This is a genomic window from Microbacterium sp. NPDC064942, from assembly GCF_049545525.1.
GTDB classification, from domain to species: Bacteria; Actinomycetota; Actinomycetes; order Actinomycetales; family Microbacteriaceae; genus Microbacterium; species Microbacterium gawkjiense.
In genome coordinates this window covers 15,093-39,858 of record NZ_JBMWDR010000005.1, presented here as the reverse complement: position 1 = coordinate 39,858, position 24,766 = coordinate 15,093, and the positions used below count along the sequence as shown (strand labels likewise).

At 69.7% G+C, this 24,766-nt stretch carries 24 protein-coding genes and 1 pseudogene; 12 read left to right on the top strand and 13 right to left on the bottom strand.

Annotated elements, in window-relative coordinates:
- Positions 1–63: 63 nt before the first annotated feature.
- The 4 genes from ACPEH2_RS09830 to ACPEH2_RS09815 are packed head-to-tail and all read right to left on the bottom strand — an operon-like array spanning position 64 to position 2,899.
- Positions 64–579 carry a prepilin peptidase gene (locus ACPEH2_RS09830; protein WP_217531333.1) on the bottom strand — a complete coding sequence of 172 codons (516 nt, stop codon included), beginning with the start codon at positions 577–579 and terminating at the stop codon, positions 64–66.
- Between the two features lie 9 nt (positions 580–588).
- Positions 589–885, bottom strand: a complete 297-nt coding sequence (locus ACPEH2_RS09825; RefSeq protein ID WP_359919195.1) for a DUF1905 domain-containing protein — start codon at positions 883–885, stop codon at positions 589–591.
- Between the two features lie 54 nt (positions 886–939).
- Positions 940–1,926: an aldo/keto reductase gene (locus ACPEH2_RS09820; RefSeq protein ID WP_359919193.1), complete on the bottom strand. Its 987-nt coding sequence runs from the start codon at positions 1,924–1,926 to the stop codon at positions 940–942.
- 10 nt (positions 1,927–1,936) lie between these two features.
- A complete protein-coding gene (locus tag ACPEH2_RS09815; RefSeq protein WP_423718659.1) occupies positions 1,937–2,899 on the bottom strand; it encodes a LysR family transcriptional regulator in 963 nt (320 codons plus the stop codon).
- A gap of 80 nt (positions 2,900–2,979) precedes the next feature.
- Between ACPEH2_RS09815 and ACPEH2_RS09810 the strand changes: the two genes are divergently transcribed.
- Positions 2,980–4,020, top strand: a complete 1,041-nt coding sequence (locus ACPEH2_RS09810) for an aminotransferase class V-fold PLP-dependent enzyme (RefSeq protein WP_359919190.1) — start codon at positions 2,980–2,982, stop codon at positions 4,018–4,020.
- Between the two features lie 6 nt (positions 4,021–4,026).
- Here ACPEH2_RS09810 and ACPEH2_RS09805 read toward each other — a convergent pair whose 3' ends face one another.
- Positions 4,027–5,694, bottom strand: a complete 1,668-nt coding sequence (locus ACPEH2_RS09805) for a cation:proton antiporter (RefSeq protein WP_423718637.1) — start codon at positions 5,692–5,694, stop codon at positions 4,027–4,029.
- Positions 5,695–5,730: 36 nt separating this feature from the next.
- Positions 5,731–6,063, bottom strand: coding sequence for a hypothetical protein (locus tag ACPEH2_RS09800; protein ID WP_231872737.1), 333 nt, complete (start codon positions 6,061–6,063; stop codon positions 5,731–5,733).
- 194 nt (positions 6,064–6,257) lie between these two features.
- Here ACPEH2_RS09800 and ACPEH2_RS09795 point away from each other — a divergent pair, with 194 nt between their 5' ends.
- On the top strand, positions 6,258–7,280 hold the full coding sequence (locus tag ACPEH2_RS09795) for an NADPH:quinone reductase (protein ID WP_423718636.1): 1,023 nt from the start codon (positions 6,258–6,260) through the stop codon (positions 7,278–7,280).
- A gap of 30 nt (positions 7,281–7,310) precedes the next feature.
- Here ACPEH2_RS09795 and ACPEH2_RS09790 read toward each other — a convergent pair whose 3' ends face one another.
- The 4 genes from ACPEH2_RS09790 to ACPEH2_RS09775 all read right to left on the bottom strand — a co-directional run bounded on the left by ACPEH2_RS09790 (position 7,311) and on the right by ACPEH2_RS09775 (position 14,476).
- Positions 7,311–8,564: an MFS transporter gene (locus ACPEH2_RS09790; protein ID WP_423718635.1), complete on the bottom strand. Its 1,254-nt coding sequence runs from the start codon at positions 8,562–8,564 to the stop codon at positions 7,311–7,313.
- Positions 8,565–8,725: 161 nt separating this feature from the next.
- Positions 8,726–9,373, bottom strand: coding sequence for a TetR/AcrR family transcriptional regulator (locus tag ACPEH2_RS09785; protein ID WP_359919182.1), 648 nt, complete (start codon positions 9,371–9,373; stop codon positions 8,726–8,728).
- A gap of 19 nt (positions 9,374–9,392) precedes the next feature.
- Positions 9,393–11,579: a YhgE/Pip domain-containing protein gene (locus ACPEH2_RS09780; protein ID WP_359919180.1), complete on the bottom strand. Its 2,187-nt coding sequence runs from the start codon at positions 11,577–11,579 to the stop codon at positions 9,393–9,395.
- Positions 11,576–14,476, bottom strand: a complete 2,901-nt coding sequence (locus ACPEH2_RS09775) for a YhgE/Pip family protein (protein WP_423718634.1) — start codon at positions 14,474–14,476, stop codon at positions 11,576–11,578. Before ACPEH2_RS09775 ends, ACPEH2_RS09780 begins: the two co-directional genes overlap by 4 nt.
- Before the next feature lie 120 nt (positions 14,477–14,596).
- Here ACPEH2_RS09775 and ACPEH2_RS09770 point away from each other — a divergent pair, with 120 nt between their 5' ends.
- Positions 14,597–15,301, top strand: coding sequence for a TetR/AcrR family transcriptional regulator (locus ACPEH2_RS09770; RefSeq protein ID WP_359919177.1), 705 nt, complete (start codon positions 14,597–14,599; stop codon positions 15,299–15,301).
- Positions 15,298–16,155, top strand: coding sequence for a 3-hydroxyacyl-CoA dehydrogenase (locus ACPEH2_RS09765; RefSeq protein ID WP_253034354.1), 858 nt, complete (start codon positions 15,298–15,300; stop codon positions 16,153–16,155). Before ACPEH2_RS09770 ends, ACPEH2_RS09765 begins: the two co-directional genes overlap by 4 nt.
- 103 nt (positions 16,156–16,258) lie before the next feature.
- Here the strand turns inward: ACPEH2_RS09765 and ACPEH2_RS09760 are convergent.
- The 3 genes and pseudogenes from ACPEH2_RS09760 to ACPEH2_RS09750 all read right to left on the bottom strand — a co-directional run.
- A pseudogene (locus ACPEH2_RS09760) lies at positions 16,259–16,464 on the bottom strand (transposase); the annotation flags it as partial.
- 516 nt (positions 16,465–16,980) lie between these two features.
- Positions 16,981–17,724, bottom strand: coding sequence for a substrate-binding domain-containing protein (locus ACPEH2_RS09755; RefSeq protein WP_423718633.1), 744 nt, complete (start codon positions 17,722–17,724; stop codon positions 16,981–16,983).
- Positions 17,725–17,814: 90 nt separating this feature from the next.
- On the bottom strand, positions 17,815–18,336 hold the full coding sequence (locus ACPEH2_RS09750; RefSeq protein ID WP_359919173.1) for an ATP-binding protein: 522 nt from the start codon (positions 18,334–18,336) through the stop codon (positions 17,815–17,817).
- Positions 18,337–18,431: 95 nt separating this feature from the next.
- Between ACPEH2_RS09750 and ACPEH2_RS09745 the strand changes: the two genes are divergently transcribed.
- From ACPEH2_RS09745 to ACPEH2_RS09710, 8 genes are all read left to right on the top strand, one after another.
- Entirely contained in the window at positions 18,432–18,716 is a 285-nt protein-coding gene (locus ACPEH2_RS09745) for a metal-sensitive transcriptional regulator (protein ID WP_033107649.1), read from the top strand.
- Positions 18,717–18,762: 46 nt separating this feature from the next.
- Positions 18,763–19,116 (top strand): heavy-metal-associated domain-containing protein, encoded by a 354-nt coding sequence (locus ACPEH2_RS09740; RefSeq protein WP_021010665.1) that lies wholly within the window; start codon positions 18,763–18,765, stop codon positions 19,114–19,116.
- On the top strand, positions 19,113–21,392 hold the full coding sequence (locus ACPEH2_RS09735) for a heavy metal translocating P-type ATPase (protein ID WP_423718632.1): 2,280 nt from the start codon (positions 19,113–19,115) through the stop codon (positions 21,390–21,392). The genes ACPEH2_RS09740 and ACPEH2_RS09735 overlap by 4 nt, the downstream gene beginning before the upstream one ends.
- Positions 21,393–21,413: 21 nt before the next feature.
- Entirely contained in the window at positions 21,414–21,674 is a 261-nt protein-coding gene (locus ACPEH2_RS09730; protein ID WP_042378564.1) for a YHS domain-containing protein, read from the top strand.
- 29 nt (positions 21,675–21,703) lie between these two features.
- Positions 21,704–22,285 (top strand): hypothetical protein, encoded by a 582-nt coding sequence (locus ACPEH2_RS09725; protein WP_042378563.1) that lies wholly within the window; start codon positions 21,704–21,706, stop codon positions 22,283–22,285.
- Between the two features lie 154 nt (positions 22,286–22,439).
- A complete protein-coding gene (locus ACPEH2_RS09720; RefSeq protein WP_359919169.1) occupies positions 22,440–22,931 on the top strand; it encodes a DUF6153 family protein in 492 nt (163 codons plus the stop codon).
- Between the two features lie 105 nt (positions 22,932–23,036).
- A complete protein-coding gene (locus tag ACPEH2_RS09715) occupies positions 23,037–23,663 on the top strand; it encodes a DUF305 domain-containing protein (RefSeq protein WP_359919167.1) in 627 nt (208 codons plus the stop codon).
- 208 nt (positions 23,664–23,871) lie between these two features.
- Complete coding sequence (locus ACPEH2_RS09710) at positions 23,872–24,729, top strand: F510_1955 family glycosylhydrolase (protein ID WP_359919166.1); 858 nt, start codon at positions 23,872–23,874, stop codon at positions 24,727–24,729.
- Positions 24,730–24,766 lie beyond the last annotated feature (37 nt).

Genomic DNA, 24,766 nt, shown 5'->3' with positions numbered 1-24,766 from the left:
GGACGCACCGGCCCCGCTCCCCTTGCATCGTCGAGGCGGATCTGGCACGCACCACCCGCGACGTCACAGGCCGAGACGGTCCGCCACGTCGGCGCCGAGGAGGATGCCGGTCCAGGCGCCCAGCAGCATCCACGGTCCGAAGGCGACGGCGGTGCGCCGGGAGGCGCGTCGGGTCGCGAGCAGCAGCGCGCCGTACACGCCGCCGAAGACGAACCCGGCCACGGCCCCGACGGCGAGGGCGGACCACCCCACCCACCCGAGCGCCATACCGAGGACGCCGGCGAGTTTCACGTCTCCCCCGCCCATCCCGCCCCCTGCCGCGCGCAGCAGGAGGTAGAAGACGAACAGCGCGGCGCCTCCGACGGCGGCGCGCAGGAGGGACGACCACGGGGCTCCGGCGAGGCACGCGACGAGCAGCAGCCCGCCGAGCACCGGGTAGCCGGGGAGCACCCACGCGTTCGGCAACCGGTGCGTGCGGACGTCGATGACCGCGAGGACGACCGAGGCGACGACTAGCCAGACGTAGGCGAGGACGACCGCGACGATCGCGACGGGATCCGAGAGTGCGGCCCAGGGCACGGACACGGCTCAGCCGTCCTGGACGTCGAGACGGACGGAGACCGTGTCGCCCTCGGAGATCCCCTCGCGCTCGCGGACCGAGCGCTTCAGCGGCAGGACGTACACCCCGCGCGCCGCGTCGGGGAAGATCGAGGTCCGCCAGGACGACGACCCGACCGTCACCCCCACCGGGATGGATCCGAATCCCCGCCCGGGTCGCGGCACCTCACGGATGTCCGCACTCACCTCCGCCGGGAGGGGGACGAAGTACCAGTCGTCCCTCCGCGACTCCCAGCGGAACAGCACCCCGGAGGCCTCGACGATCATGCCCTCACGGTAGCGATGTCGCACGCACGGCGGCGCGCGGCATCCCCACCCCGATCACCACTGCGGGTGGATGTCCGCGCGGAGCCGGCGGTCGTACACGTCGACGACGGCGGCCGCGAACGTGTCGAGGACGGCGGGGTCGATCGCGCCGGCGTCGGCGTTGCTCCTCGCCTGCGCCGTCGTGCGCGCGCCCGGGATGACGGAGGTGACACCCGGACGGGACGCGATCCAGGCGAGGGATGCCGCCGGCAGCGACACGCCGTCGGGCAGCGCCGCGCTGAGCTCATCCACCGCGACGAGACCCGTCTCGAAGTCGACGCCCGAGAACGTCTCACCGCGGTCGAACGCCTCGCCGTGCCGGTTGAAGGTGCGGTGGTCGTTCGCCGCGAACGAGGTCGATGCGGTGTAGCGCCCGCTGAGGAGGCCGGAGGCGAGCGGCACCCGGGCGAAGATCGCGACGCCGGCGGCCTCGGCGGCCGGCAGCACCTCGTCGAGCGGCTTCAGCCGGAACGGGTTGAAGATGATCTGCACGTTGGTCACCCCGGGCCGCGAGATCGCGGACAGGGCCTGCGCGCAGGTCTCGACCGAGACGCCGTACGCGGCGATCGCACCGCTGTCGACGAGGGCGTCGAGGGCGTCGTAGGTCTCGTCGGCGTCGATCACCGCCGACGGCGGGCAGTGCAGCTGCACGAGATCGAGCGTGTCGACGCCGAGGTTGCGCCGTGACCGGTCGGTCCACGCGCGGAAGTTCTCGGGGGTGTAGTTCTCGGGCTCCTGCGCGAGGCGCCGCCCCATCTTGGTCGCCACGGTCACACCGTGGCCCGGGTGCAACGCCAGGAAACGGCCGATGAGGGTCTCGCTGCGACCGTCGCCGTAGACGTCGGCGGTGTCGAACAGGGTGACGCCGGCCTCGACGGAGACGGCGAGGACGTCGAGCGCGTCGGATTCGGAGACGTCCCCCCAGTCGGCACCGAGCTGCCACGTGCCGAGGCCGATGGCGGAGACGGAACGGCCCGTGGAGGCGAGAGGTCGCTGCTGCATGGGGCTCACCCTACTTCGCCGCGGCGACCTCCGGACCCGGCGCCGTCATGTCGCCGACCGCGGCGGCGAGGTGCGACAGCACGGTCGCGACCGCCGGCACCCCGGCGGCCCCGCGGGCCGAGACCGCGTGCAGGTCGCGCCGGTCCCCCGACGCCAGCGGGCGGGTGATCACCCCGGCGACGAGGGGGAAGGACGCCACCGCGAGCCGCGGCAGCGTCGCGACGCCCACACCCTGCGCGACCAGCTGCTCGACGGCGGCGACGTTGTCGGTCTCGAAGCGGATGCGGGGCGCGAATCCCGCGCGTTCGCAGGAGTCCAGCAGGTGGCTGCGGCACCGCGGGCATCCCGCGATCCAATCGTCGTCGGCGAGCGCCCTCAGGTCGACGACGTCCTCGGTGCTGCGGGCGTGCCCGTCGGGCAGCACGAGGAGGAGGTCCTCGGCGCCGATGCGGCGGGCGTCGAGCCCCCGGATGCTGTCGCCGTGCGCGTCGGTGCCGTCGCCCGGGTGGCTGAAGGTCAACGCGATGTCGGCCCGGTCGGCGCGGACGGCGGCGACCGCCTCGGGCGGTTCCGCCTCGACGTACGTCAGCGAGAGACCCGGGTCGGATGCGGCGAGCCGGCGCATGAGGCGCGGGAGGATCGTCGGCGAAGCGGAGGGGAACCCGACGAGCCGCACCGTGCCGATCCGGCCGCCGCCGAGGTCGGCGAGCTCCCCGGCCACCGCGCCGAGCGCGGTCGTGATCGACGTGGCGTGGCGGGCGAGGATGCGCCCGGCCTCGGTGAGCCGCATCCGCCGTCCCACCCGCTCCACGACCGCCATCCCCAACCGCGTCTCGAGGCGGCGGATCTGCTGACTCACGGCGGGCTGGCTGTACCCGAGCGCGGTCGCGGCGGCCGTCACGGACCCCGTGTCGCCCACCGCCTTAACGATCCGGAGCTCGGCGACGGAGAGGTCGGGGACGGGTTGCGGCATCCAGACATATAACGCCATGTCATGCAGTCGATGCAATACCTGCCATGGTGCACTCAATCGTGGATCGCGACGATGGAGTTATGTCCCTCTCCCCCGCCGACGTCCGCGACGCGTTTCCCGACGCGCGAGGATACGTCGCGGCCTGCACCGCCGGCATCCCGCCCCTGGCCAGCCGCGACGCGATGCGCGCTGACCTCGACGCGTGGCCCGACCCGATCCGGTACGCCGCGAGCGCCGAGCGGTGCCGCGCATCGTTCGCGCGACTGGTCGGGGTGGACCCGGCCGCCGTCGCGCTCGGCGCGCAGACCTCGGCGATGGTGAGCCTCCTCGCGGCCTCGCTGCCCGACGGTGCCGTCGTCCTGTGCCCCGAGGGCGAGTTCTCGTCGCTCGTCCTCCCGTTCGTCCACGCCGGTCGGGGCATCACCGTGCGGACGGCGCCGCTCGACGCGCTCGCCGACGCGGTCGACGCGGCGACGACCCTCGTGACCTTCTCGATCGTGCAGTCCGCGACGGGTGCCGTCGTCGACGCCGACGCGATCGTCGCGGCGGCGCGGCGCCACGGTGCGCGCACGCTCTGCGACGCGACGCAGGCCGTCGGCTGGATGCCGGTGGGCGCCGGGGCCTTCGATGCGCTGGTCTGCCACGCCTACAAGTGGCTGTGCGCGCCCCGCGGCGTCGCGTTCCTCGCGCTCCGCGAGGACTTCGCCGCGACGATCGGTCCGCGCCAGGCGGGCTGGTACGCGGGCGCGGACCCGTGGGCGTCGTGCTACGGCACGGACGCGACCCTGGCGGCATCCGCTCGACGGTTCGACGTCTCGCCCGCGTGGCAGGCGTTCACGGGGGCCGAGCCGGCACTCGCCCTCTTCGCAGGAGCGGACCCGCGGGCGCTGAGCGAGGAGGTGACGGGCCTCGCGGCCGCGCTGCGGGAGCGGCTCGACCTGCCGACTCCGGCGCGGGCGACGCCGATCGTGACCTGGCGGGACGAGAGCGGTGCGGACATCGGCCGGCTGCGCGCCGCGGGGATCGTCGCGTCGAGCCGCGCCGGCAACGCGCGCGTCGCGCTGCACGTCTTCAACGACGAGCGCGACGTCGAGGACATCGCCCGCGCGCTGGGTCGCTGACGGACCTCACTCGCGGCCGGTGCGCAACTCGATCGCGATCTGGGCGGCGTCGATCACCGCGAGTTCGTGCGCGAGCACGTCGGCATCGAAGGTGCCGGTGTCGCGGGCGTCGAGCAGCGCGCGGCGCTGGACGTCGATCACGGCGAGGCGGTAGTCGCTCTCGACCTGGAACGCCCGGGCACGGTCGAGGTCGGCCGAGCGATCCGGAGCGGGGACGTCGGCCGCGCGCTCGCGGAGGAGCTCGAGGATGTGCCGCCGCTCCTCCTTCTCGCGCTCGCGCGACTCGTCCGCCGAACCAGCGGGGGTGAGCGCGTCGACGAGCGGCGCGACCGAGGCGCCCTGCCCGACGAGGGAGACGACGGCGACGGCGAAGGCGATGAGGACGAGCACGGAGCGCAGCGGGGTGTCCTCGGGGAGCGTCTGCGCGGCAGCAAGCGTGATGGCGCCCCGCATCCCCGCCCAGACGACCAGGGTGCCCTCGCGCCACCCGAGCGGCGCCTCCTGGAAGTAGCGGATGTCGGCGAGTCCGCGCGTCACGCGCGGACCGAAGCGGCGCACGGTTCCCCGCGAGACGCGCCGGCCGCGGCGGGCGAACGCATCGACGAGCTGCGCCTCGCCCTCCTCGGTCTCGAGGCGCTGCGCGATCGTCTCGAGGCGGGGCTGAAGGCGGCGGACGCGACGCGCGCTCATCGACAGCAGTGCGAGCAACGGTGCCACGTACGCGGCCCGCACGATCACCGTCAGGAGCCACGCGCCGGCGGCGATGAGGAGAGCGGGCGCGATGCCCTCGTGCGCCTTCTCCACGTCGCTGAGGATCGAGGTCAGCTGCAGTCCCATGAAGAGGAACACGAACCCCTCGAGGATCAGCTCGACCGTGCGCCAGTTCTGCGCGTCGGACAGCCGGTTGCGTGCGGAGAAGACGCGCGGACCGCCCACCCCGGTGATGATGCCGGCGACGACGGCGGCGACGAGGCCCGAGGCGCCGAGCAGTTCCGCGGGGACGGCCGCGAGGAACGGCACCGTGAACGAGAGGACCGTGTTGACGGTCGGGTCGGTCGCACGCTTGCGCACCGTCAGGTTGAGCCAGCCGAGCACCGCACCGATCAGGACCGCGACGACGACGGCGTAGGCGAAGGTGCCGACGGCACCCCAGAAGGAGAAGGATGCGGCGGCCGCGGCGACCGCGGTGCGCAGCAGCACGAGCGCCGTCGCGTCGTTGAGCAGGCTCTCTCCTTCGAGGATCGCGACGACCCGCTTCGACACGGGCGTGCGTTTGATGATCGAGGTCGCGACGGCGTCGGTGGGGCTCACGATGGCGCCGAGGGCGCCTCCCCACGCGAAACCGAGATCGGGGATCGCGACCATGAAGAAGAGGCCCAGGGCGAGGGCGGTGCCGATGACGAGGAAGACCGACAGCCCGGCGATGGCGCCGAACTCACGTCGGAAGTGCATCGCCGGCATCGAGACCGCTGCCGAGTACAGCAGCGGGGGCAGGATGCCGAGCAGGATCCACTCCGGGTCGAGGACGAAGTCGTCGAACATCGGGAGGAAGCTGCCGCCGACGCCCACGGCGACCATCAGGATCGGCGCGGCGATACCCGCCCACCGGCCGATCACCGTCGTCGACGCGACGACCAGGAGCGCGACCACCAGGCCGAGAAGAGTCTCGATCACAGGGAAAGCCTGTCAGAGGACCTCAGCGGACGGCGATCAGTACGCCGTGGGTCCGCCCACCGGAGCGAAGGAGCGCATCGCTTCCGCCGTCGGGAGGTCGACCCGCAGCCGTGTCGTCCCCGGACGGGGGCCGGCGCCGTTCACGATCGCGGCACCGCCGAGGCGCAGCAGCGGCTCGGCGAGCTTCGCCGCGGAGGCGTCGGGGAGGAAGCCGACGACGCGCCCGTTCGAGTGGACGGCGACGTCGACGCCGCGACGGCCGCGCTGCCCGATGCGGAGAATGTAGAGGCGGTCGTCGCGGGTGCGCCGCTCGGGGTCGTCGACGAGGTAGTGGGTGCGGGCGAGGTCCACGCGGGACGTGGGGAGCACGCGGAGATCCGGGAGATCGTCGTGCGATCGCGTCCGGCCGATGAGAGCGTGACAGAGGTGTTCGAGCCAGGTGGGCACGAGGCCCCCTTCCTGCAGGCGACACGAAACTCGTGCCGCCCCTCGAGCCTCGCACACGGCGCCTGGCAAACGGCCGGTGTCGGAATGCGCGCGGGTCACGAGGGGTTGCGCCCGCTATGAAGGCGATCGTCTACAGCTCCCCGGGCGCATCCGACGTCCTGTCCCTCGTCGACCGCGAGGTCGCGGATCCCGGTCCCGGTGAGGTGCGGGTCCGCATCGCCGTCTCGGGGGTGAACCCGACCGACTGGAAGTCCCGCTCCGGAGGCACCCAGCGAGCCTCCTTCGCCGAGACCGTCCCGAATCAGGACGGTGCCGGCGTCGTCGACGCCCTCGGCGAGGGAGTCGACGACCTCGCGGTCGGCGACCGCGTGTGGGTGCACCTCGCCCAGCACCAGCGCCCCACGGGCACCGCGCAGGAATACACGGTCGTCCCGGCATCCCGCGCCGTCCACCTTCCGGAGGGGATCGACTTCGCCACCGCGGCCAGTCTCGGCGTGCCGGCCGTGACGGCCCATCGTGCTCTGACGGTGCACGAGGACGGGCCCGCCCGTCTGGCGCCCGGCGCGCTCGCCGGACGCACCGTTCTCGTGCAGGGCGGCGCCGGCGCCGTCGGCCACGCCGCGATCCAGCTCGCCCGGTGGGCGGGTGCGACCGTCCTCACGACGGTGAGCTCCGACGCGAAGGCGCAACTCGCGCGCGCCGCCGGCGCGCACCACGTCATCGACTACACACAGGAGGACGTGGCGGCGCGGGTGCGGGAGATCGCCCCCGAGGGCGTCGACCAGATCGTCGAGGTGTCGCTGGCGACGAATGCCGCCCTCGACGCCGAGGTCGCCGCGGGGCACGCCGTCATCGCCTTCTACGCCGACGACAACGGCGACACGTTCAGCATGCCGATCCGGCCCACCTTCGCGAAGAACATCCGGGTCCAGGGCGTCCTGCTCTACACGGTCGGCGAACCCGCGCTCGATGCCGCCGTCGCCGACATCACGCGCGCCCTCGAGGACGGCGCTCTGCCCGTCGGCGAGGAGGCGGGCCTGCCGCTCACGTGGTTCCCCCTGGCGGAGACCGCAGCCGCCCACGACGCGGTCGAGGCCGCGACCGTCGGCAAGGTGCTCATCCGGGTCGCCGACCTGTGATCGACCGGATGCCGCGGGTCGCCCAGCGCCTCAGCCCGCGGCATCCGTCCCGTCATCGACACGCGCCGCAGCGATGTGGCTGATGGGGCGCCAGACGAGCACCAGGGTCACCGCCGCGCCCGCGAAGGCGAACCACCACGGCGCCGTCAGCCCCCAGAACTGGGCGATCACCCCGCCGATCGCCTGACCGATGACGAGCCCGCCGAAGACGCCGACCATGTTCACCGATGCGATCCGACCCTGCAGCTCGTGCGGGACGAGTCGCTGGCGGACCGTCGTCGAGATCGTTCCCCAGACGAAGGCGTAGGCACCGAAGGCGATCATGATGACGAAGGCGACGGCGCCTGAGGTCGTGAGCGCGAAGGCAAGGTGCATCAGCACCTCTACGGTCAGGCAGACGCGCATGAGCGCGGTGAAGGTGAACCGGCGCTCGAGCCAGCCGAAGCTGACGGTGGACAGCAGGCCCCCGATGGCCGACGCGGTCGTGAGCGCACCGTATCCGACCGGCCCCATCTGAAGATGCTCGGTCGCGTACAGCACGAGCACGCCCCAGGGGGCTGCCCACGTGATGTTGAACGTGAGGATGATGATGACGAGGGTGCGCACCGGAGGGTTCCGCCACAGCCACCGGATCCCCTCGACGATGTCGGTGTGGACGGCGGTGCGCCCTCCGTCGCTCTCACGGGCGGGGACTCGGGTGCGGGCGATGCGCGAGATGAGCACGACGGCGAGCGCAACGCAGATCGCCTGCACGGCGAACGGCCAGAACGAGCCGAGCGCGAAGAGGAAGGCGCCCAGCGGCGGTCCGCCGAACTGGTTCGCGACCAGGAAGCCGGCCTGGAGCCGTGCGTTGCCGATGCCCAGATCCTTCTTCTTGACCATCATCGGCAGGAGCGTGCTGCTCGTGGTGTCGACGAACACCTCGGCGCACCCGTAGACGAAGGCCACCGCGAGCACGATCCAGATGCTCGCCGTGCCCGTGATCAAGAACGCGCACAACGCCACGAGGACCAGAGCCCGGATGCCGTTGGCGCACATGATCAGCACGCGCCGGTCGACCCGGTCGGCGATCGCTCCCGCGTGGAGGCCGAAGAGCAGCCACGGAAGGAACCGCATGACGGCGCCGGATGCCACGAGCACCGGCGAATCCGTCATCGAGGCGATCAGCAGAGGGGATGCCGCGAGCGCGATCCCATCGCCGATGTTGCTCGTCCACGACGACGCCAGGAGCCAGCGGAAGTCACGTCCCAGGCGCCGGGGCGCGACCCACTCCCCGATTCCCACCGAAAGAGCTTACGTGGGGCGACGCGCGGCGGATGATGCGACATCTCCTCGATGGAGCGGACCGACCCGATGACGATGGCAGAGTCATCGCGCGCTTGACACTTCTCGAAGCCGTCGGCTGTCCGGCTCGCCTTCACAACGATCACGTCGGTCGGTTCCGATCATGCTTGGGCCACGATGTCGGGGTTCGACTCGATGAGCTCGGCCTGCTCGGTCCACGACAGGCCCACGATGCTGAGCACGACTCGCGCGATGGCTGACGGACCACTCTCCGCGTCCAGGCGAGTCTGGCGCAGAGTGGCTCGGGCTGTCTCTTCGATGAGGATGGCGAGGACTTCGGGCGAGACGTCTCTTCGGAAGGCCCCCGCTGCCGTGCCGGTATCTGTGAGCTCGCGGATACGTCGTCGAAGGGGCGCGAGCGAACGGACTGTCTCTGCGACATGGGCTTCACTGAGGGCGATATTGGCGGCGGCGCGCACTGCTGAAGCTTCGCGCCAAAGGCGCACGGCGAGGCGGGCCAGAGCGACGCGCGGGTCGGTGTCTTCGATGACGTCGGCGATCGCATTGAACCGCTCAGCGCCGAGCGCGATGACCTCTTTCAGCAGGGTCTCCCGGTCGGGGAAGTGGCCGTAGAGAGCCCGTCGCGACAGGCCGGCTGCGTGCGCGATGGTGTCGAGGGATGCCTGTGGATTTTCGGCGAGCACGGCCTGCGCAGCGTGCAGAAGTGCTTTGTGGTTGGTTGTGGCGTCACTTCTGCGCTCGCGCATAGGAACCGAGTCCGGCCGGGCGGGGGACTCTTGCGTGGACATGATCACCTCTCGCGGACGCTCACATGAGCTTGGTTGATTCAAGCGCCTCCGACATGCCCCGGTTGTATGCGATCAGGGGCCGCCGCAGCACCAGGCCGAGCAGCAAGGCCGGAACGATGAAGAGGGCGAGGAGGAGAAGCGAGATCCAGAAGTCCGCCGCGTAGACGCCGGCAATCGCCGAGCGCATGGCCTGGATCGCATAGGTGGCTGGCAAGAACGGGCTGATGTTCTGGAACCAATCCGGCAGCAGCTGGAGAGGGTACGCGCCGCCGGATCCGGAGATCTGGATGACGAGGAGGAGCACGCACAGCGCCTTTCCGGCATTGCCGAACGTGACGACCGCGGTGTAGACGATGAGGGTGAAGACGAGGGAAGTCAGCCATCCGGCGAGGACCATGAGCAGTGGGTGTGCAGGCTCGATGCGGACGAACAGGATGAGCCCGAGGGTGAGGAGTGTGCTCTGGGCGAGGCCGACGAGTCCGAAGATGCCATATCGTCCGAGGTACTTCTGGGTCGTCGTGAGTGCTGGGGCGCCAGGAAGCGTGTTGTGGTTGACGTCGACCCGGATGGTGACTGTCATCAGCAACGCTCCGACCCAGAGCGCGAGGATGGTGTACAGGGGCGCCATGGCAGCGCCGAAGCCGGCGACGGGGAATACCGCCGTGCGGTCGACCCGGACGGGTTCTGCCAGTGAGGCGGCGAGAACGCCGGGGTCGCCTCCGATGATGTCGCGGAGTTCGCTGAGATCACCGGTGTCAGCTGCGGTTCCGAGCGCCCGATCGAGGTCGCCGAATCGGTCGGCCAGTTCGTCCAGTGAGGTGGATATCCCGCTGGCGACGGTCTTGCCGCGATCGATGGCCGTCAGCACGGAGTCCGCTGAACCGGACAAGCTGGCGGATACGCCGGCGAGGTCACTACGCACGACTGAGACGTCCGAGTCGAGGCGCGAGAGCGTCGACGACAGGAGATCTAGTTGCGGCTTCAGATCGTCGGTGTACGCGCTCTGCGCTTTCTGTACAGCAGTCTTCGCTTCGGCGATCGCGACGAGGATCTCCTGGTGGGAGTCCTGAGCGGAAGCGTTGTCCCCCTGAACGTCCGTTGCAGCTTCCGCGAGGCGATCGTGGACGGCCTGCTGTCGGGCGATCGCGTCATCGAGAACGGCGATGACGGTGTCGAGGGCGCCTTCCGCGGCTGCGGGGAGCGTGGGCCGGACCTCAGTGTCGAGGGTGTCGCGGATGGTGTTGTATCGGTCGATCTGATCTTGGACTCGTGCCGCGATGTCGGTGAGCACCGTCACGCGGTCGCCATTGAGACGATCGATGTCCGCGTAGAGGTCGTCGATGCGATCGCCCACCGCGTTGTAGCTCTTGGTGGTCGCGGACAGTGCGTCGGAGACTCCCCCCGTGGCGTTACGCAGGGCGGAGGCGACGGAGTCGACCGCATCGCGCCCGCTACCGGCAGCGCCGGCGGCGTCGTTGAACGCACCTCCTGCGGCGTCGACGAGTTGGGAGGCGCTGTTCACCAGGGGGATGCTGGAGTCGAAGAGGGCGGAGAACATGTCGGCGGTCTGCGCACCGGCACGCAGTTGCGTCGACAGACCGGACACACGCGCCTGGAGCCGGGCGAGCGCAGCCTGGGTGTCGTCGTCGGTGAGGTAGTCGGAGAGGGAGGAGAGCAGCCCGAGCGCGATCTCGCTGAGGGTTTGGGTGAACGTCTCGGAGATCTGCGCAGACACACCGTCGGCGCCCTGGCCGGTGATCTTCGGAGCGAGGGCGTTCTTCTTCTCGTTGGTATAGAGCGCGATGTCGGTGTGCTCCGCACCGTCGACGTAGAAGGTCATCATGTCGCTACTGAAGGACGGCGGAAGCACGATCGCGGCGTAGTAGGCACCCGACTTGGTGCCGTCGATCGCGTCGTCCTCCGTCGTGACGACCCAGTCGAGGTCATCGTTGGCGCGCAGCGCGGACAAGACCTGTTCGCCGACGTCGATCCGGAGGGGAACCAGATCGCTTTCGTAGCCGGTGTCGGTGCTGGCGACGGCGACCTTCAAGTTGCTGGTGTTCGCGAAAGGATCCCAGCTGGCGATCACGTTGAACCAGGTGAACAGTGACGGGATGACGACGAGGCCGAAGATGACGATGCACGCCATCACATTCCGTGTCGCGTGACGCACGTCCCGCGCGACCAGCCGCAGGATGACCCTCACGACTGCTCCCCCTTCCCCGCAGCGCGGTCGTCCTCCTGCTGAGCTATGCCTTCGCTCTCCTCCGCTTCGGCGGGCTCAACCCGGCTCGCCGCCTTCTTCGTCGTCTCGGGCGTGTCGACGTCCCGCTGGGCGGAGTCGTCAGCCTCGAGCGACGCGTCGGCTTCGGGCGCATCCTGGAACCACTTCGCCACGACATCATCCGCGTCGTCACTGATGTGCTCATCCGCATCACCAGTGGCAGCGACGTCAGCGGAGTGACTCTCGTCGAGAGAATCACCGGAGCTGAGGTCCTCCGCGAGCAAATGCTGTGCGCCGGGAACGGACTGGCGTGCCGTGCGCGACTCCGTGGAGGCGACGGCGGCGTGCGCATCCGCGCCCCCGGCGAGGACCGCCTGACGCAGGTCGGCGTCATCAAGCCCGGCGATCTCTCCGGCTTGCGCGAAGCTCCATCTGATGTACTCGATGGCGACAAGGAATCCGATGATCAGAAGGCACCAGAGGGTTCCGATACCCAGCAGCAGCGCCTTGGCGTCCGCGAATGTCAGAGCTACCGCGGAGACCAGTGCAAGTCCCGCCAGTCCGACGATCAGCGTCGCCCGCAGCAGCACGGGGTAACGGTGAGTGAACGGGTGCGCTCGGCGGGTGAGCTCGACCCGGTATGCACGGCGATTCGAGAGCGCGCGGATGATCTCTCTCAGCCGGTAGCCCGAACCGGCGACCTGGACGTTCTCACCGATCAGCAGGTCGGTCGCGGCCACCTCGCGGTTGAACAGGATGTGGAAGCTAGCGAGCCTGCGCCGCAGGACCAGTCCGAAGAGGAATGCGATGGCGACGAAGACGGCGAGTGTCCCGAGGAACCGCCAGTAGTGGCCGCCGTAGAACCCCGCGATCGTCTCCCGCATTGCGTCGATGCCGTAAGAGAACGGCAGCAGCGGATAGATCGCGCGGAAGAAGTCGGGCATCAGCTCGATCGGGTACAACCCCGACGCGCCCGGGATCTGCATGACTACGAGCAGGATGCACAGACCTCTCCCGACGTGCCCGAAACCGACACAGAGCGCGTAGATGATGCTCACGTACGCCAAGGCGATCAGCACAGCGGTCCCCACGAAGGCGACGGCGCTCACGGTCTGCACGCCGATGATGAGGTTGCCGATCGACACCACCAGCGCCTGCCCGACGGCGAGCAGCGCGAACAGGCCGAAGCGTCCCAGGTAGGCCTCTCGGACCGTGACTCCCTCGACGCCTTCCGTATCGACCTCGATCTTGAAGATCACCATCAGCACGAACGCGCCGATCCAGAGGGACAGGTTCGTGAACAGCGCCGCCATCGCAGACCCGTAGGAGGACACCGGGAACATCGTCTGCTCCTCGACAGCGACCGGCGAGGCGATGAAACGGGCGATGTCGTCCGGGTTCAGTCCGGTGATCGTGCCGAGGGCACCCCACTCCGCCGCGGCGGCGACCGCTTCGATATCGGTACGAGCCGCCTGCAGATTCGACTCGATGCTCGTGATGTCGGCGTCGAAACTGTCGAGCGCCGTCGAGGTGGATGCCAGCTGCGAATCCGCGCTGCGCAGCACATCCCCGACCTGAGTGAGGACCTGTCTCTGCGAGGCAACCGCGGCCGAAAATTCTCCCGCACTCGAGGACAGCCGCGCCATCGCACTGTTCAGCGCCGGAAGGTTCTCGGTCAGCACCGTCCGCAGATCAGATGCCGCAGTCTGTGTACCCTGGGCCGCCTCGTCGAGGGCATCCGAAGCCGCCTGCAGCCCCTCGACGGCGTCTGAAGTGCCGGTGCTCAACTGCGACAGGTCCGCGACGAGTTGCTGATCTGCAGCGTTCCGCTCCTGCAGTGCCTCGATCACCCCGGACAGACGCTGCGCCGTGTCAGGATCCAGGTCGGCGTCATCGAGCAAAGCCTGCACCTGTGCGATCGCGGCCTCGTTCGCCTCGAGGACGGTCTCGACGTCGCCGATCGCCGTGTCCACCCGTAGCCGTGCAGAAGTCAGAGCTTCCGTCACCTGACTGACCGAGGAGTTCGCGGAGGCAGAGGCCTCCGCGAACAGCGACGTGCCTGTGAGGTACGCGGCCGTCGCGGCATCGGCGAACTCGATCACCTGGTCCTGTGCTTCGGCGATGATCGACCGTGCTTCCCCGGCGGCCTTCTGAACGTCCGCCAGCGTCGAATCGACATCCGTGAGCGTGTCGCGGGCATCGGACAGCGTCACTCGGGAAGCGGCGATTCGATTCTGGAGGTCGGTGATGCTGTCCCGCGCCGATGCCAGCGACTGCGAAGTGCTGTCGAAGGCGTTCAGCGCGTTGTCTTTCGCCGTCAGCAACCGCGACTCCACGTCGTCCCCCGCGTCCCGCACCGCGTCTGTCGCGGCCTCGGCGACTTGCTCGGTGAAGGCAGCCGTGATCTGCCGATCGAGCTGGGACGCGCCGACGTCAGTGATCTTCGGCGCGATCGCGCTGGCCTTCTCGTTGACGTAGTACTGCAGCGCCGGCTGGGTGAACTCTCCGCTGGTGATGCTGAGGAGATCCTCACTGAAGTCTGCAGGGATGACGATGGCCGCGTACACGTCGCCGCGCTTGACCTCCTCCATGGCCTCCTGCTCGCCCATGAAGACCCAGCCGAGCTGATCATTCTCCTCAAGCTGCTTGCGGACCTGATCACCCACGTTCAGCGAGCCGGTGAGGTCCGAGGATGCACCCTCATCGAGATTGGCCACCGCGACGTCGATGTTCTCGGTGTTCGCGTACGGGTCCCAGAACGCGCTGATGTTGAACCACGCGTACAACGCCGGAGTGATCAGCACGCCGATCACGATGATCCATGTCTTCCGGACACGGATCAGTCGGGTGACGTCCCTCCTGAAAATCCGCCAGCTCATCCGCACCTCGCAAGCATACACAATTTGCACAGCTCTGTGCACGTTAACGTCGAAACGTCTCGCCGACCATCCGCGCCGGGCCTCCTTGCCGTCTGCAAAAAACTGAGTACGCTCATTCATGTGAACGGGTTGTGCCAGCCGTCAGAGCTTGGACGAGCTTCGGGCGTCGCCGAGATGGAACCCCGCCGCGAGCAGAACATGCGAATCAAGCGGGAGCGGATCTTTCGCGTCGCGTCTGATTTCTTGCGCGCGCGGGGATTCTCCGCGGTGACGACGCAGGAGGTGTCCGCGGCGGCCGGAGTCGCGGCGGGCACACTCTTCCGCTACGCCGCGACGAAGAGTGAGTTGCTGCTCATGGTCTACAACGAGGCACTCCGGTCGTCGATAGCTGACGGTGCCGCGCGTGCGGCGTTGATGGCGGATCCTGCCGATGCGGTATTCACTCGCCTGCGCCCGCTCGTCGCCGCCGCTGCCCGAGAGCCGGAGAACAGTGCTGCGTACCAGCGCGAGCTGCTGTTCGGCCCTCATGAGACGAAGTTCCGGGCCGAGGGCATGGCTTTGATCCTCGCGCTCGAGGCATCGCTGTCTGACACGTTGCGCCGTGCCGCGCCGGCCCTCAGCGACGGGGAGGCACGGGTCGCAGGGTCGGCGCTGTTCGCAGTCACTCACCTCGCGATCGCCCGGATGACGGCTTCCGGCATCCCCGAGGCTGACGCGATCGACGACCTCAGACGTCAGGTCACCCACATCGTGACCGGCGCGCTGCAACACACCCCGGCGGCCCAATCGGCCGCGCGAGAAGAAATGAAGGAGACAGAACAATGAGCAACATCACACACGTGACCGTCCTGGGGACAGGGGTCCTCGGTAGCCAGATCGCATTTCAGACCGCCTTCAGCGGCTTCCAGGTCGTCGCGTATGACATCAGCGACGACGTGATCGCGGCAGCCAAGGCGCGTTTCGATGCTCTCGTCACCGCCTACAAGGAGGACGGAGTCGCAGGAGCGTCCGAGGGAAAGGCCGACGAGGCGCTGAGCCGCGTCCGCTTCTCCTCCGACCTCGCCGAGGCGGTCGCGGACGCGGATCTGGTCATCGAGGCGATCCCCGAGGTGCTGTCCATCAAGCAGGACACCTACCGCAAGCTCGGCGAGCTCGCACCTGAGAAGACCATCTTCGCGACCAACTCGTCGACACTCCTGCCCAGCGACCTCAAAGACTCCACCGGACGCCCCGCCAAGTTCCTCGCGCTGCACTTCGCGAACCGGATCTGGAAGTTCAATACCGCCGAGGTGATGGGCACCGCCGACACCGATCCGGCCGTCTTCGACGAGGTCGTGGCCTTCGCAGGCGACATCGGCATGGTTCCGATTCCCGTGCACAAGGAGAAGTCCGGCTATGTGCTCAACTCGCTGCTGGTGCCGTTCCTCAACGCCGGGTTCACACTCGCCGCGGGCGGATACGCCGAACCAAAGGACATCGACAACGTGTGGCGGATCGGCACGGGAGCGCCGATGGGCCCCTTCCAGATCACCGACATCATCGGCCTGACTACGCCGTACAACATCCTCGCCCACGGCGGAGAGAAGGATCAGACGCTCGCGGCCTGGCTCAAGAGCGAGTACATCGACCACGGCAAGCTCGGCGTCGCCACCGGCGAGGGCTTCTATACCTACAACTGACCCCCCCAGCCGCAGCAGAACGAGCACTCCACGAGAGGACGTCGGAGCCCGACCCATCACCTCACCCTTGGTGTCCGGCACACCGGGTCAGACTCCGGTCGATGTCGTCACCTTCGTGGCGGTACCCGTGCACTGCGCGAGCCGGTCGGGTGAGGGTTTGCCCCATTCCGCACCGACGACCGCGTCCGCATCCGCGGACAGCAACGCGTTGATCATCGTCTGCAACAGGGAGCGCATCAAATCAGGCGACGCGTCGGTCAAGGCTTCAGCGAGCACGCTCGCAGGGTCGACAATATGAGGAGCGGTCATCGTGATGATGCCTTTCGAGTGGAGGTAGGAGACTTCTCGAAGGATCACACGGTGACCGCGCCTACGTCGCGAACGACGAGCCGGCCACGCCACGCCACGCCACGCCACGCCACGCCACGCCACGCCACGCCACGCCACGCCACGCCACGCCACGCCACGCCACGCCACGCCACGAGGCACTATTACCTCATCGCGGTGGGGTAACTTCGCACGATCGAGAGAATCCTGACCTATCGCAACGATGCGGCGCACGGGTGGTTCGAACGAGTGTCGCGTGAGGACGCCACCTGGACTCTGCACGAGGCGCGGAGGTTGGCTCGAGACCTCGTGAGAGCAACGTAGTATCCGCTACGGCCGCTTCGGCCCGCACCCACGGCCCCCACTTGCCGGCACTGCGCGTCTAGGGATCCAGGTTCACGACGAGGCACCGCTGCCGGGCAGTACCCGGAACGGGATGCACAGTCGAACGCCGCGCGGGGGCGAGGCCGATAGTCCTGCTATCCCTCTTGAGTATCTCTAGGTGGTCTCGCGTACGACGAGGTGCGCGTCGGTCTCTGGGCCGGCGTGCGGCGGAGCGGATCCGGTCGCGGCGCTCAGAGCAAGTTCGGCGAGGAATCGGCCGAGGCCCGCATTGTCGACGCGCACTGTCGATAGTGCGGGGACGAGGAGACGCGCGAGCGGGGTGTCGTCGTGGACGACGATCGCCAGCTGTTCGGGAACGGCGATGTCTGACCGGAGCGCGGCGCCCAGGAGGAGTGCGGCGATGTCGTCGTTGTAGGCCACCACGCCGTCGACGCCTTGGTCTATCCATTCGCGCAACAGTTCCAGCGCGTTCATCTCGCTGAAGGTGGCATCAGCAACGAACCCGGAGCCGGCCTGGTTCGACAGTATCTTCCGCGCGAGTTCGCGCCGCTGTGCGACGAGGTCCGCGACGCGGGGATCAGGGGACGCTGCGAAGGCGAGCTGTCGACATCCTCGCTCGAGGAGGTGGTTGACCTGCAGGCGTGGCCCGTCCGCGAATCCGAGATCCCCGACGGCGCCATCCTCGCCTGCGGGTACTGGCGGAATGATCTGCTGCACACCGCTGCCACGGATCTCGGCGAGCTGTTCTCGAGTGAACGGCGCCATGCCCATCACAACGTCCGGACGGAGGGCCTCCCACAGCGGCCGGGCCTGCCCGCCCGGGCGCGGCGTCGTGGTGACGAGCGAGTAGCCGGCCTCATCCAGCGCGAGAGACGCCTCGTCGAGGTGAGAGCGCATGCTGTAGTCCGTTCTCGCCTGGACCTGTGCCGGTGAGATGTGCCCTGGGCCCCAAGCGTTGCACAGGACATCCCGATCGGGCGAGAGCGGTCAGAGCCGGTCCAGGATGAACTGCACCCGCTCGTCGGCGCTGAGGACCGGAACCCGCACGACCGGCGAGGGCAGCGCTTCGTACACCTGGGTCAGCAGTTCGTGGATGCGCTGCTGGGCGGCGGTGTCCTCGGTGCGGGCGTAGTCCGCGGCCAGGGGCAGCAGGTCGAGGATGAACGTCGTGCGGTAGTCGACGTGCTCGAGCGCGGTGAGCAGGGCGGGGTCGGGCTCGAGATCGAGGAAGCGGTAGTAGGCGAGGGAGTCGGGGACGGCCCGGTCGAGGAACACGGTGGCGTCCGGGTCGAGGGCAGCTTCCTCCGCGAGCTGCATGTCCAGGACGCCGCGCTGGAACTGCCGCTGCTTCGCCCGGACCTCCTCGACGGTGCGGCCGGCGATGCGCTGCAGGTCGAGATAGTGCCGGGCATGCTCGATGGTGGTGGTGTAGCCGCGGTCCCGCAGCAGGTTCACGGTGGTGGTCTTGCCCGAGCTGGGCCCGCCGGTGATGACGTACCAGTTGGTCACGTTCGCCCTTTCGCTCTGCCCGCTCCGGGAATATCCTCTTCACGAAGTACCTTATACCGCTAGAGGGTATACGATCGACGTCGGAGGTGGCTGAGATGGCACACGGATACGTGGATGACAAGCAGGCGCTGCTGGCGCGGTTGCGTCGGGCGGAGGGGCAGGTGCGCGGGATCGCGCGGATGGTCGACGAGGACGTGTACTGCATCGACATCCTGACCCAGGTCTCGGCGGCGACGAAGGCGCTGGAGTCGGTCGCGCTGACGCTGCTGGAGGACCATCTCGGGCATTGCGTCGCGCAGGCGACCGCGCAGGGCGGCCCGGTCGCGGAGGAGAAGCTCCGCGAGGCGAACGCCGCGATCGCGCGGCTGGTCCGCTCCTAGAACGTTCACACCACACGCATCGACACGCTCACGAGAGGAGCACAACATGACCGGACAAGGATTCCAGGACCTCGGCCTGCAGGCGACGAACGGCGGTGGCTGCGCCTGTTGCGCCCCCACCTCCCACGCCGCCACGGCCAACACCACCGCCTCCGCGACGGCGCAACCGGCATCGGGCGAGGTGTCGGCGCAGTTCCTGGTGGAGGGGATGACGTGCTCGCACTGCGTGCGCAGCGTCACCGAGGAGGTCTCCGCGATCGACGGGGTCTCCGGCGTCGAGGTCGACCTGCACGCCGGCGGCGTGTCCACGGTGACCGTGTCCAGCACCGCCCCGGTGGACGCGGAGCGGGTGCGGGAGGCGGTCGAGGAGGCCGGGTACAGCCTCGCCGCAGCCTCATGAGCACGCTGGACGTCGATCTCGACATCACCGGGATGACCTGCGCGTCGTGCGCGACGCGGGTCGAGCGGAAGCTGAACAAGCTGCCCGGGGTGGAGGCGACGGTCAACTTCGCCACCGAGAAGGCCCGCGTGCACTCGGAGGCCCCGGTGCCGGTGGAGGAGCTGATCGCGGCGGTCGAGCAGGCGGGGTACGGAGCGAGCCTCCCAGCCCCGCCTGTGCCCGACACGGCTGAGCAGACCATCCCGCGGGACGATGAGCTGGCGTCGCTGCGGCAGCGGCTGATCGTCTCGGCGGTGCTGGCGGTGCCGGTCGCGGTGCTGTCGATGATCCCCGCCCTGCAGTTCACCTACTGGCAGTGGCTCACGCTCACCCTGGCCGCGCCGGTGGCGGTGTGGGGGGCGTGGCCGTTCCACCGCGCCGCGGCGATCAATGCCCGGCACGGGGCGGCGACGATGGACACCCTGATCAGCGTCGGGGTGCTGGCCGCGTTCGGCTGGTCGCTGTACGCGCTGTTCTTCGGCGGTGCGGGGATGCCGGGAATGCGGATGAGCGTCACCTTCGTCGGCACCCCGCAGGCCGGTGGCCACGAGGTGTACCTGGAGGTCGCCGCGCTGGTGACCGTGTTCATCCTCCTCGGCCGCTACCTCGAGGTTCGTGCCAAGCGGCAGTCCGGAGAGGCCCTGCGCGCCCTGCTGGAGCTCGGCGCCAAGGACGCAGTGATCCTCCGCGAAGGCACTGAGCAGCGCGTCCCCGTCGCACAGCTCGTTCCGGGTGATGTCGTGGTGGTGCGGCCGGGTGAGAAGATCCCCGCCGACGGCCTCGTCACCGAGGGAATGTCCGCGGTGGACGAGTCGATGCTGACCGGCGAGTCCGTGCCGGTCGAAGTCGCCCCCGGCTCCCGCGTGATCGGCGCGACTGTGAACACCGGCGGGCGCCTGCTCGTGCAGATCACCCGCGTCGGCGCCGACACCGAGCTGGCCCGGATGGCGCGGCTGGTCGAGGAGGCGCAGACCGGCAAGGCCCAGGTGCAGCGCCTCGCCGACCGGGTGTCGGCCGTCTTCGTCCCCATCGTCATTGTCCTCGCCCTGGCCGCGTTCGCCGGGTGGCTGATCGCGGGGGCGCCCTTGGAGGTCGCCTTCACCGCCGCGGTGACCACCCTGATCATCGCCTGCCCGTGCGCGCTGGGGCTGGCGACGCCGACCGCTCTGCTGGTCGGCACCGGCCGCGGCGCCCAGCTGGGCATCCTCATCCGCGGACCCCAGGTGCTGGAGCAGACCCGCCGCATCGACACCGTCGTCCTCGACAAGACCGGCACCATCACGGCCGGCACCATGACCGTCACCGGCGTCCACCCCGCACCCGGCGCCGACCGAGCCGAGCTGATCCGGGTCGCCGCGGCGCTCGAGCACGGCTCTGAGCACCCCATCGGCCGCGCGATCACCGCCGCCGCGGATGGCCCGGTGGATGCGGTGGAGTCGTTCGCCGCCGAGTCAGGGCAGGGCGTGCAGGGCATCGTCGACGGCCGCATGGTCGCCGCCGGCCGCGCCACCTGGATCACCGGGCAATGGGCGATCGCGATCCCCGACGATCTCGCCGGGACGATCGCGGCCGACGAGGCCGCGGGCGCGACCGTGACCGTGGTGGCGTGGGACGGGCAGGCGCGCGGCGCGATCAGCGTCGCCGACACCATCAAGCCCACCAGCAGTGAGGCGATCGCCCGGCTGCGGCAGCTCGGGCTGACCCCGATCCTGCTCACCGGCGACAACCCCGGCGCCGCCCGCACCATCGCCGACGACGCCGGCATCGACGACGTCCGCGCCGGAGTCACCCCGCAGGGCAAGCTCGACACAATCCGGGAGCTGCAGGCATCCGGCCGGGTGGTCGCGATGGTGGGCGACGGCGTGAACGACGCCGCCGCCCTCGCCCAAGCGGACCTCGGCATCGCGATGGGCACCGGCACTGACGCGGCCATCACCGCCGCGGACCTGACCATCGTCTCCGGCGACCTGCTCCTGGTCCCGGACGCGATCCGGCTCGCCCGCCGCACCCTGGGCACCATCAAGGGCAACCTGTTCTGGGCGTTCGCGTACAACGTCGCCGCGATCCCGGTCGCGATGCTCGCCCTGCTCAACCCTATCCTTGCCGCCGCCGCGATGGCGTTCAGCAGCGTGTTCGTGGTCACCAATAGCCTCCGACTGCGCCGCTTCCGCCACCTGCCCGCCCCGACGCCCACCGTCCCGACGCCCCGCCGCGACACCACCCCCGTCCACGCCTGACACCCACGCAAGGAGACCGCCATGACGCACGACCGCGACCACACCGGCCACGACGCCGCCGCGCACGATCACGGGTCCCACGAGCATCATCACCACGAGCCCCCGGCCGGAGCCACCAACCTCGTCACCTGCCCGGTCATGCCCGGCAACCAGGTCGACCCGGCATGGGCCGAGAAGCGCGGCCTGTTCCGCGACTACGAAGGCACCCGGTACTGGTTCTGCTGCCCCGAGTGCGGGCCGCTGTTTGACGCCGACCCCGCCCGCTACGCCAACGCCGCCTGACCCACGACGGCGGGGAAAGGGGGCGCGGGATGGATACAGCGGTCGGGCTGGTGCAGGCCTACCTGCGGGTGAACGGGTACTTCACCGTCGCCGAGTACCCGGTGCTGGACGCGACCGGTCCGGACGGGCCGCGCACCGTCACCGACCTGGACATCCTCGCGATCCGACTGCACCACATCCGCGGCGACGACCCCGACCCGGCCCTCGGCGCCCGCCCCGGGGCGCCGGACATGATCGTCGGCGAGGTCAAGGAGGGCGCCCCGAAGCTGAACCCCGCGATGCGCGACCCCGCGGTGCTGGAGGCCGCGTTCGCCCGGTTCGGCTGCTGCACCCCCGCCGACGCGCCCGCGCTCGTCCAGGAGCTGCTGACGGCCGGGCAGGTCCTCGCCCCGGAGGGCCACCTGATCCGCACGGTCGCGTTCGGGAACACCGCCCGCCCCAATCTGTCCCGCTCCTGGCACACCGTCCCCCTCGAGCACATCCTCGACTACCTCCGCGATCACCTCGCCCGCAACTGGGCCGTCGTCGGTCGCACCCAGATCAAGGACGACACCCTCGGGCTGCTGGCTCTGATGGAGAAGGCCCACCGCGCCGGAACGGGCCGCCGATGAGCCGGCTGCCGCGCACCGGTCCCCATCCGGGACCATCGCCCCTGGCCAGGCATCGGTCGGGCGACCAGCCTGGGCAGGACCGCCGTGCGCCCGATCGGCGCCGGTGGGGATCCAGGCACACCAGGGTACGCTGGACGCGGGAAGGAGGTCGGCGGTGAACCACATCCGAACCCTGGTGCACGCCCCATCCGGGCTGCACCGGCTGCTGCTGACCTTCGCGACCGCGCTCCTGCTGATCGCCGGCCTGCTGGCCATGCACACCCTCACCGGCAGGCTCACCAGCGGGCACGCCGACACCCCCGCAGCGGCCTCCGAAGCCGCCCATGCCGCGCCTGCCTCTGACCTGGGCGGCACCGTCGCGACCGGGAGCATGCTCGAGGACACCATCGGGACAGGCCCCGAGGCTTCGGGCGGGCACTGTGAGGGCGACTGCGACGGCTCGGGCGGAATGCCGGACCATTCGATGCTGATGATGGCGTGCGTGCTGGCGCTGTTGGCCGCCACCATCGTGCTGCTCGCCCCGGCGCTGCTGGCCCGCCTGCGCACCGCCCTCGCCCTGCTGCGCCTGCACGGGCGGAATGTGCTCACCGCGTTACCGCACCCCCGACCACCTTCCCTCATCGTCCTGTCGATCAGTCGAACCTGATTCCCCGCCCTCCCGTCACCGCTGTGCCGAGAGATGCTGCGCCGTGCCCGCATATGGCACGGGAATCGACTCACCATTCGACCGACTAGACAAGGACACCCACCCGTGCGCATCCGCATTCTCGCGCTGAGCACCGGCGCGCTCGCCGCTGCGCTCGTGCTCGCCGGCTGCGCCCCCACCGACGGATCCATGCCCGGGATGGACCACGGCCCCGGCGGCATGACCAGCAGCACCCCCGCCCCCTCCGGGCAGGCATCGTTCAACTCCGCTGACGAGATGTTCGTCACGATGATGATCCCGCACCACGAACAGGCCATCGAGATGGCCGATCAGATTCTGGCCGAGGACGGCATCGACGAGCGGGTCGTGACCCTCGCCGAGCAGATCAAAGCCGCCCAAGGCCCCGAGATCCAGACCATGAAGGGCTGGCTCGAGGACTGGGGAATCCCCTACGACGACTCCATGTCCGACATGGGCGGGATGGGCGGCATGGACCACGGCGACGGGATGATGTCCGACGACGACATGGCCGCCCTGGACGCCGCCACCGGGGTCGAGGCGACCCGGCTGTTCCTCGATGGCATGATCGGCCACCACCAGGGCGCCGTCACGATGGCCCAGATGGTGCTGGACAACGGGGAGAACCCGGACGTGGCCGCGCTCGCCCAGCAGATCATCGACGGACAGACCGCCGAGATCACCACCATGCAGGACATCCTCGCCACCCTCTGACCCGAACCCCTCGGGCGGGGCCGACCACCCCGGACCTGGCCCCGCCCGAGGCCCGGCGATCCGCCCGGCGCATCCGTCCTGACCGACAGCGTCGACCCGTCGAAAGGCCCGTCATGACTTCCCGGACTCTGGCCGCGTGCTTCGTGGGCATCATCCTCGCCCTGATCATCCTGTCCGCGGCGACCATTCTCTTCATCCAGGCGATCGCATGAGCAGCAACGCCACCACGATCACGGCCGCTGCCGTCGCCGCTGCTGCGGGCCTGCTGCTGACCGGCTGCACCTCCACGCCGACCGCCACCTCGGCACCCGCCCCGGATACCGGTCTCGGTCATGTGCACGGCATCGTCGACCTCGGCGGGAGCACCGTGCTGCTGGGCGCCCACGCAGGCCTCTACACCCTCACCGACACCGGCGACCTCTCCGGCCCCCTGGGAGGCGCGGACTTCGACGCGATGGGCCTGACCGCCGACGGCGACGTCCTCTACGCCTCCGGGCACCCGGGACCGAACACCCCGGCGGAGCTCGGCGAGCACAACCTGGGACTCATCCGAAGCACCGACGCCGGGACCACCTGGGAGCCGGTCGCGTTCACCGGGCAGGAGGACTTCCACGTCCTCACCGCCGGAGACGGTGCGATCCACGGGATCGGGTCCGGCTCGATCACCATCCGCACCAGCACCGACGGCGGGACCACCTGGATCGACGGCGCCGAGCTCCCCGCCGCCGACCTGACCGTCACCACCGACGGCACCCTCTACGCCGCGACGCGGCAGGGCCTGCAGGAGAGCCGGGATGCGGGCGCCACTTTCGACCTCGTCGCGGATGCGCCGCCGCTCTACCTGGTGGAGGCGGCCTCCACGGGCGGGCTGGTCGGCGTCGACACCGACGGCACCCTCTGGCGACTCACCGGCACCGGATCCTGGGACAGCGTCGGTGCCGCCACGGGCACCGTCCAGGCGCTCGGGAACGCAGATGGGGCGGTCGTGATCGTCGACGACCGCGGCATCGTCTGGATCCACGGCACCGAGACCACCGTCGTCCTCCCGGCGGGGACCGCACAATGACCACTAGCATCATGACCACATTCGACGGCCTCGGCCG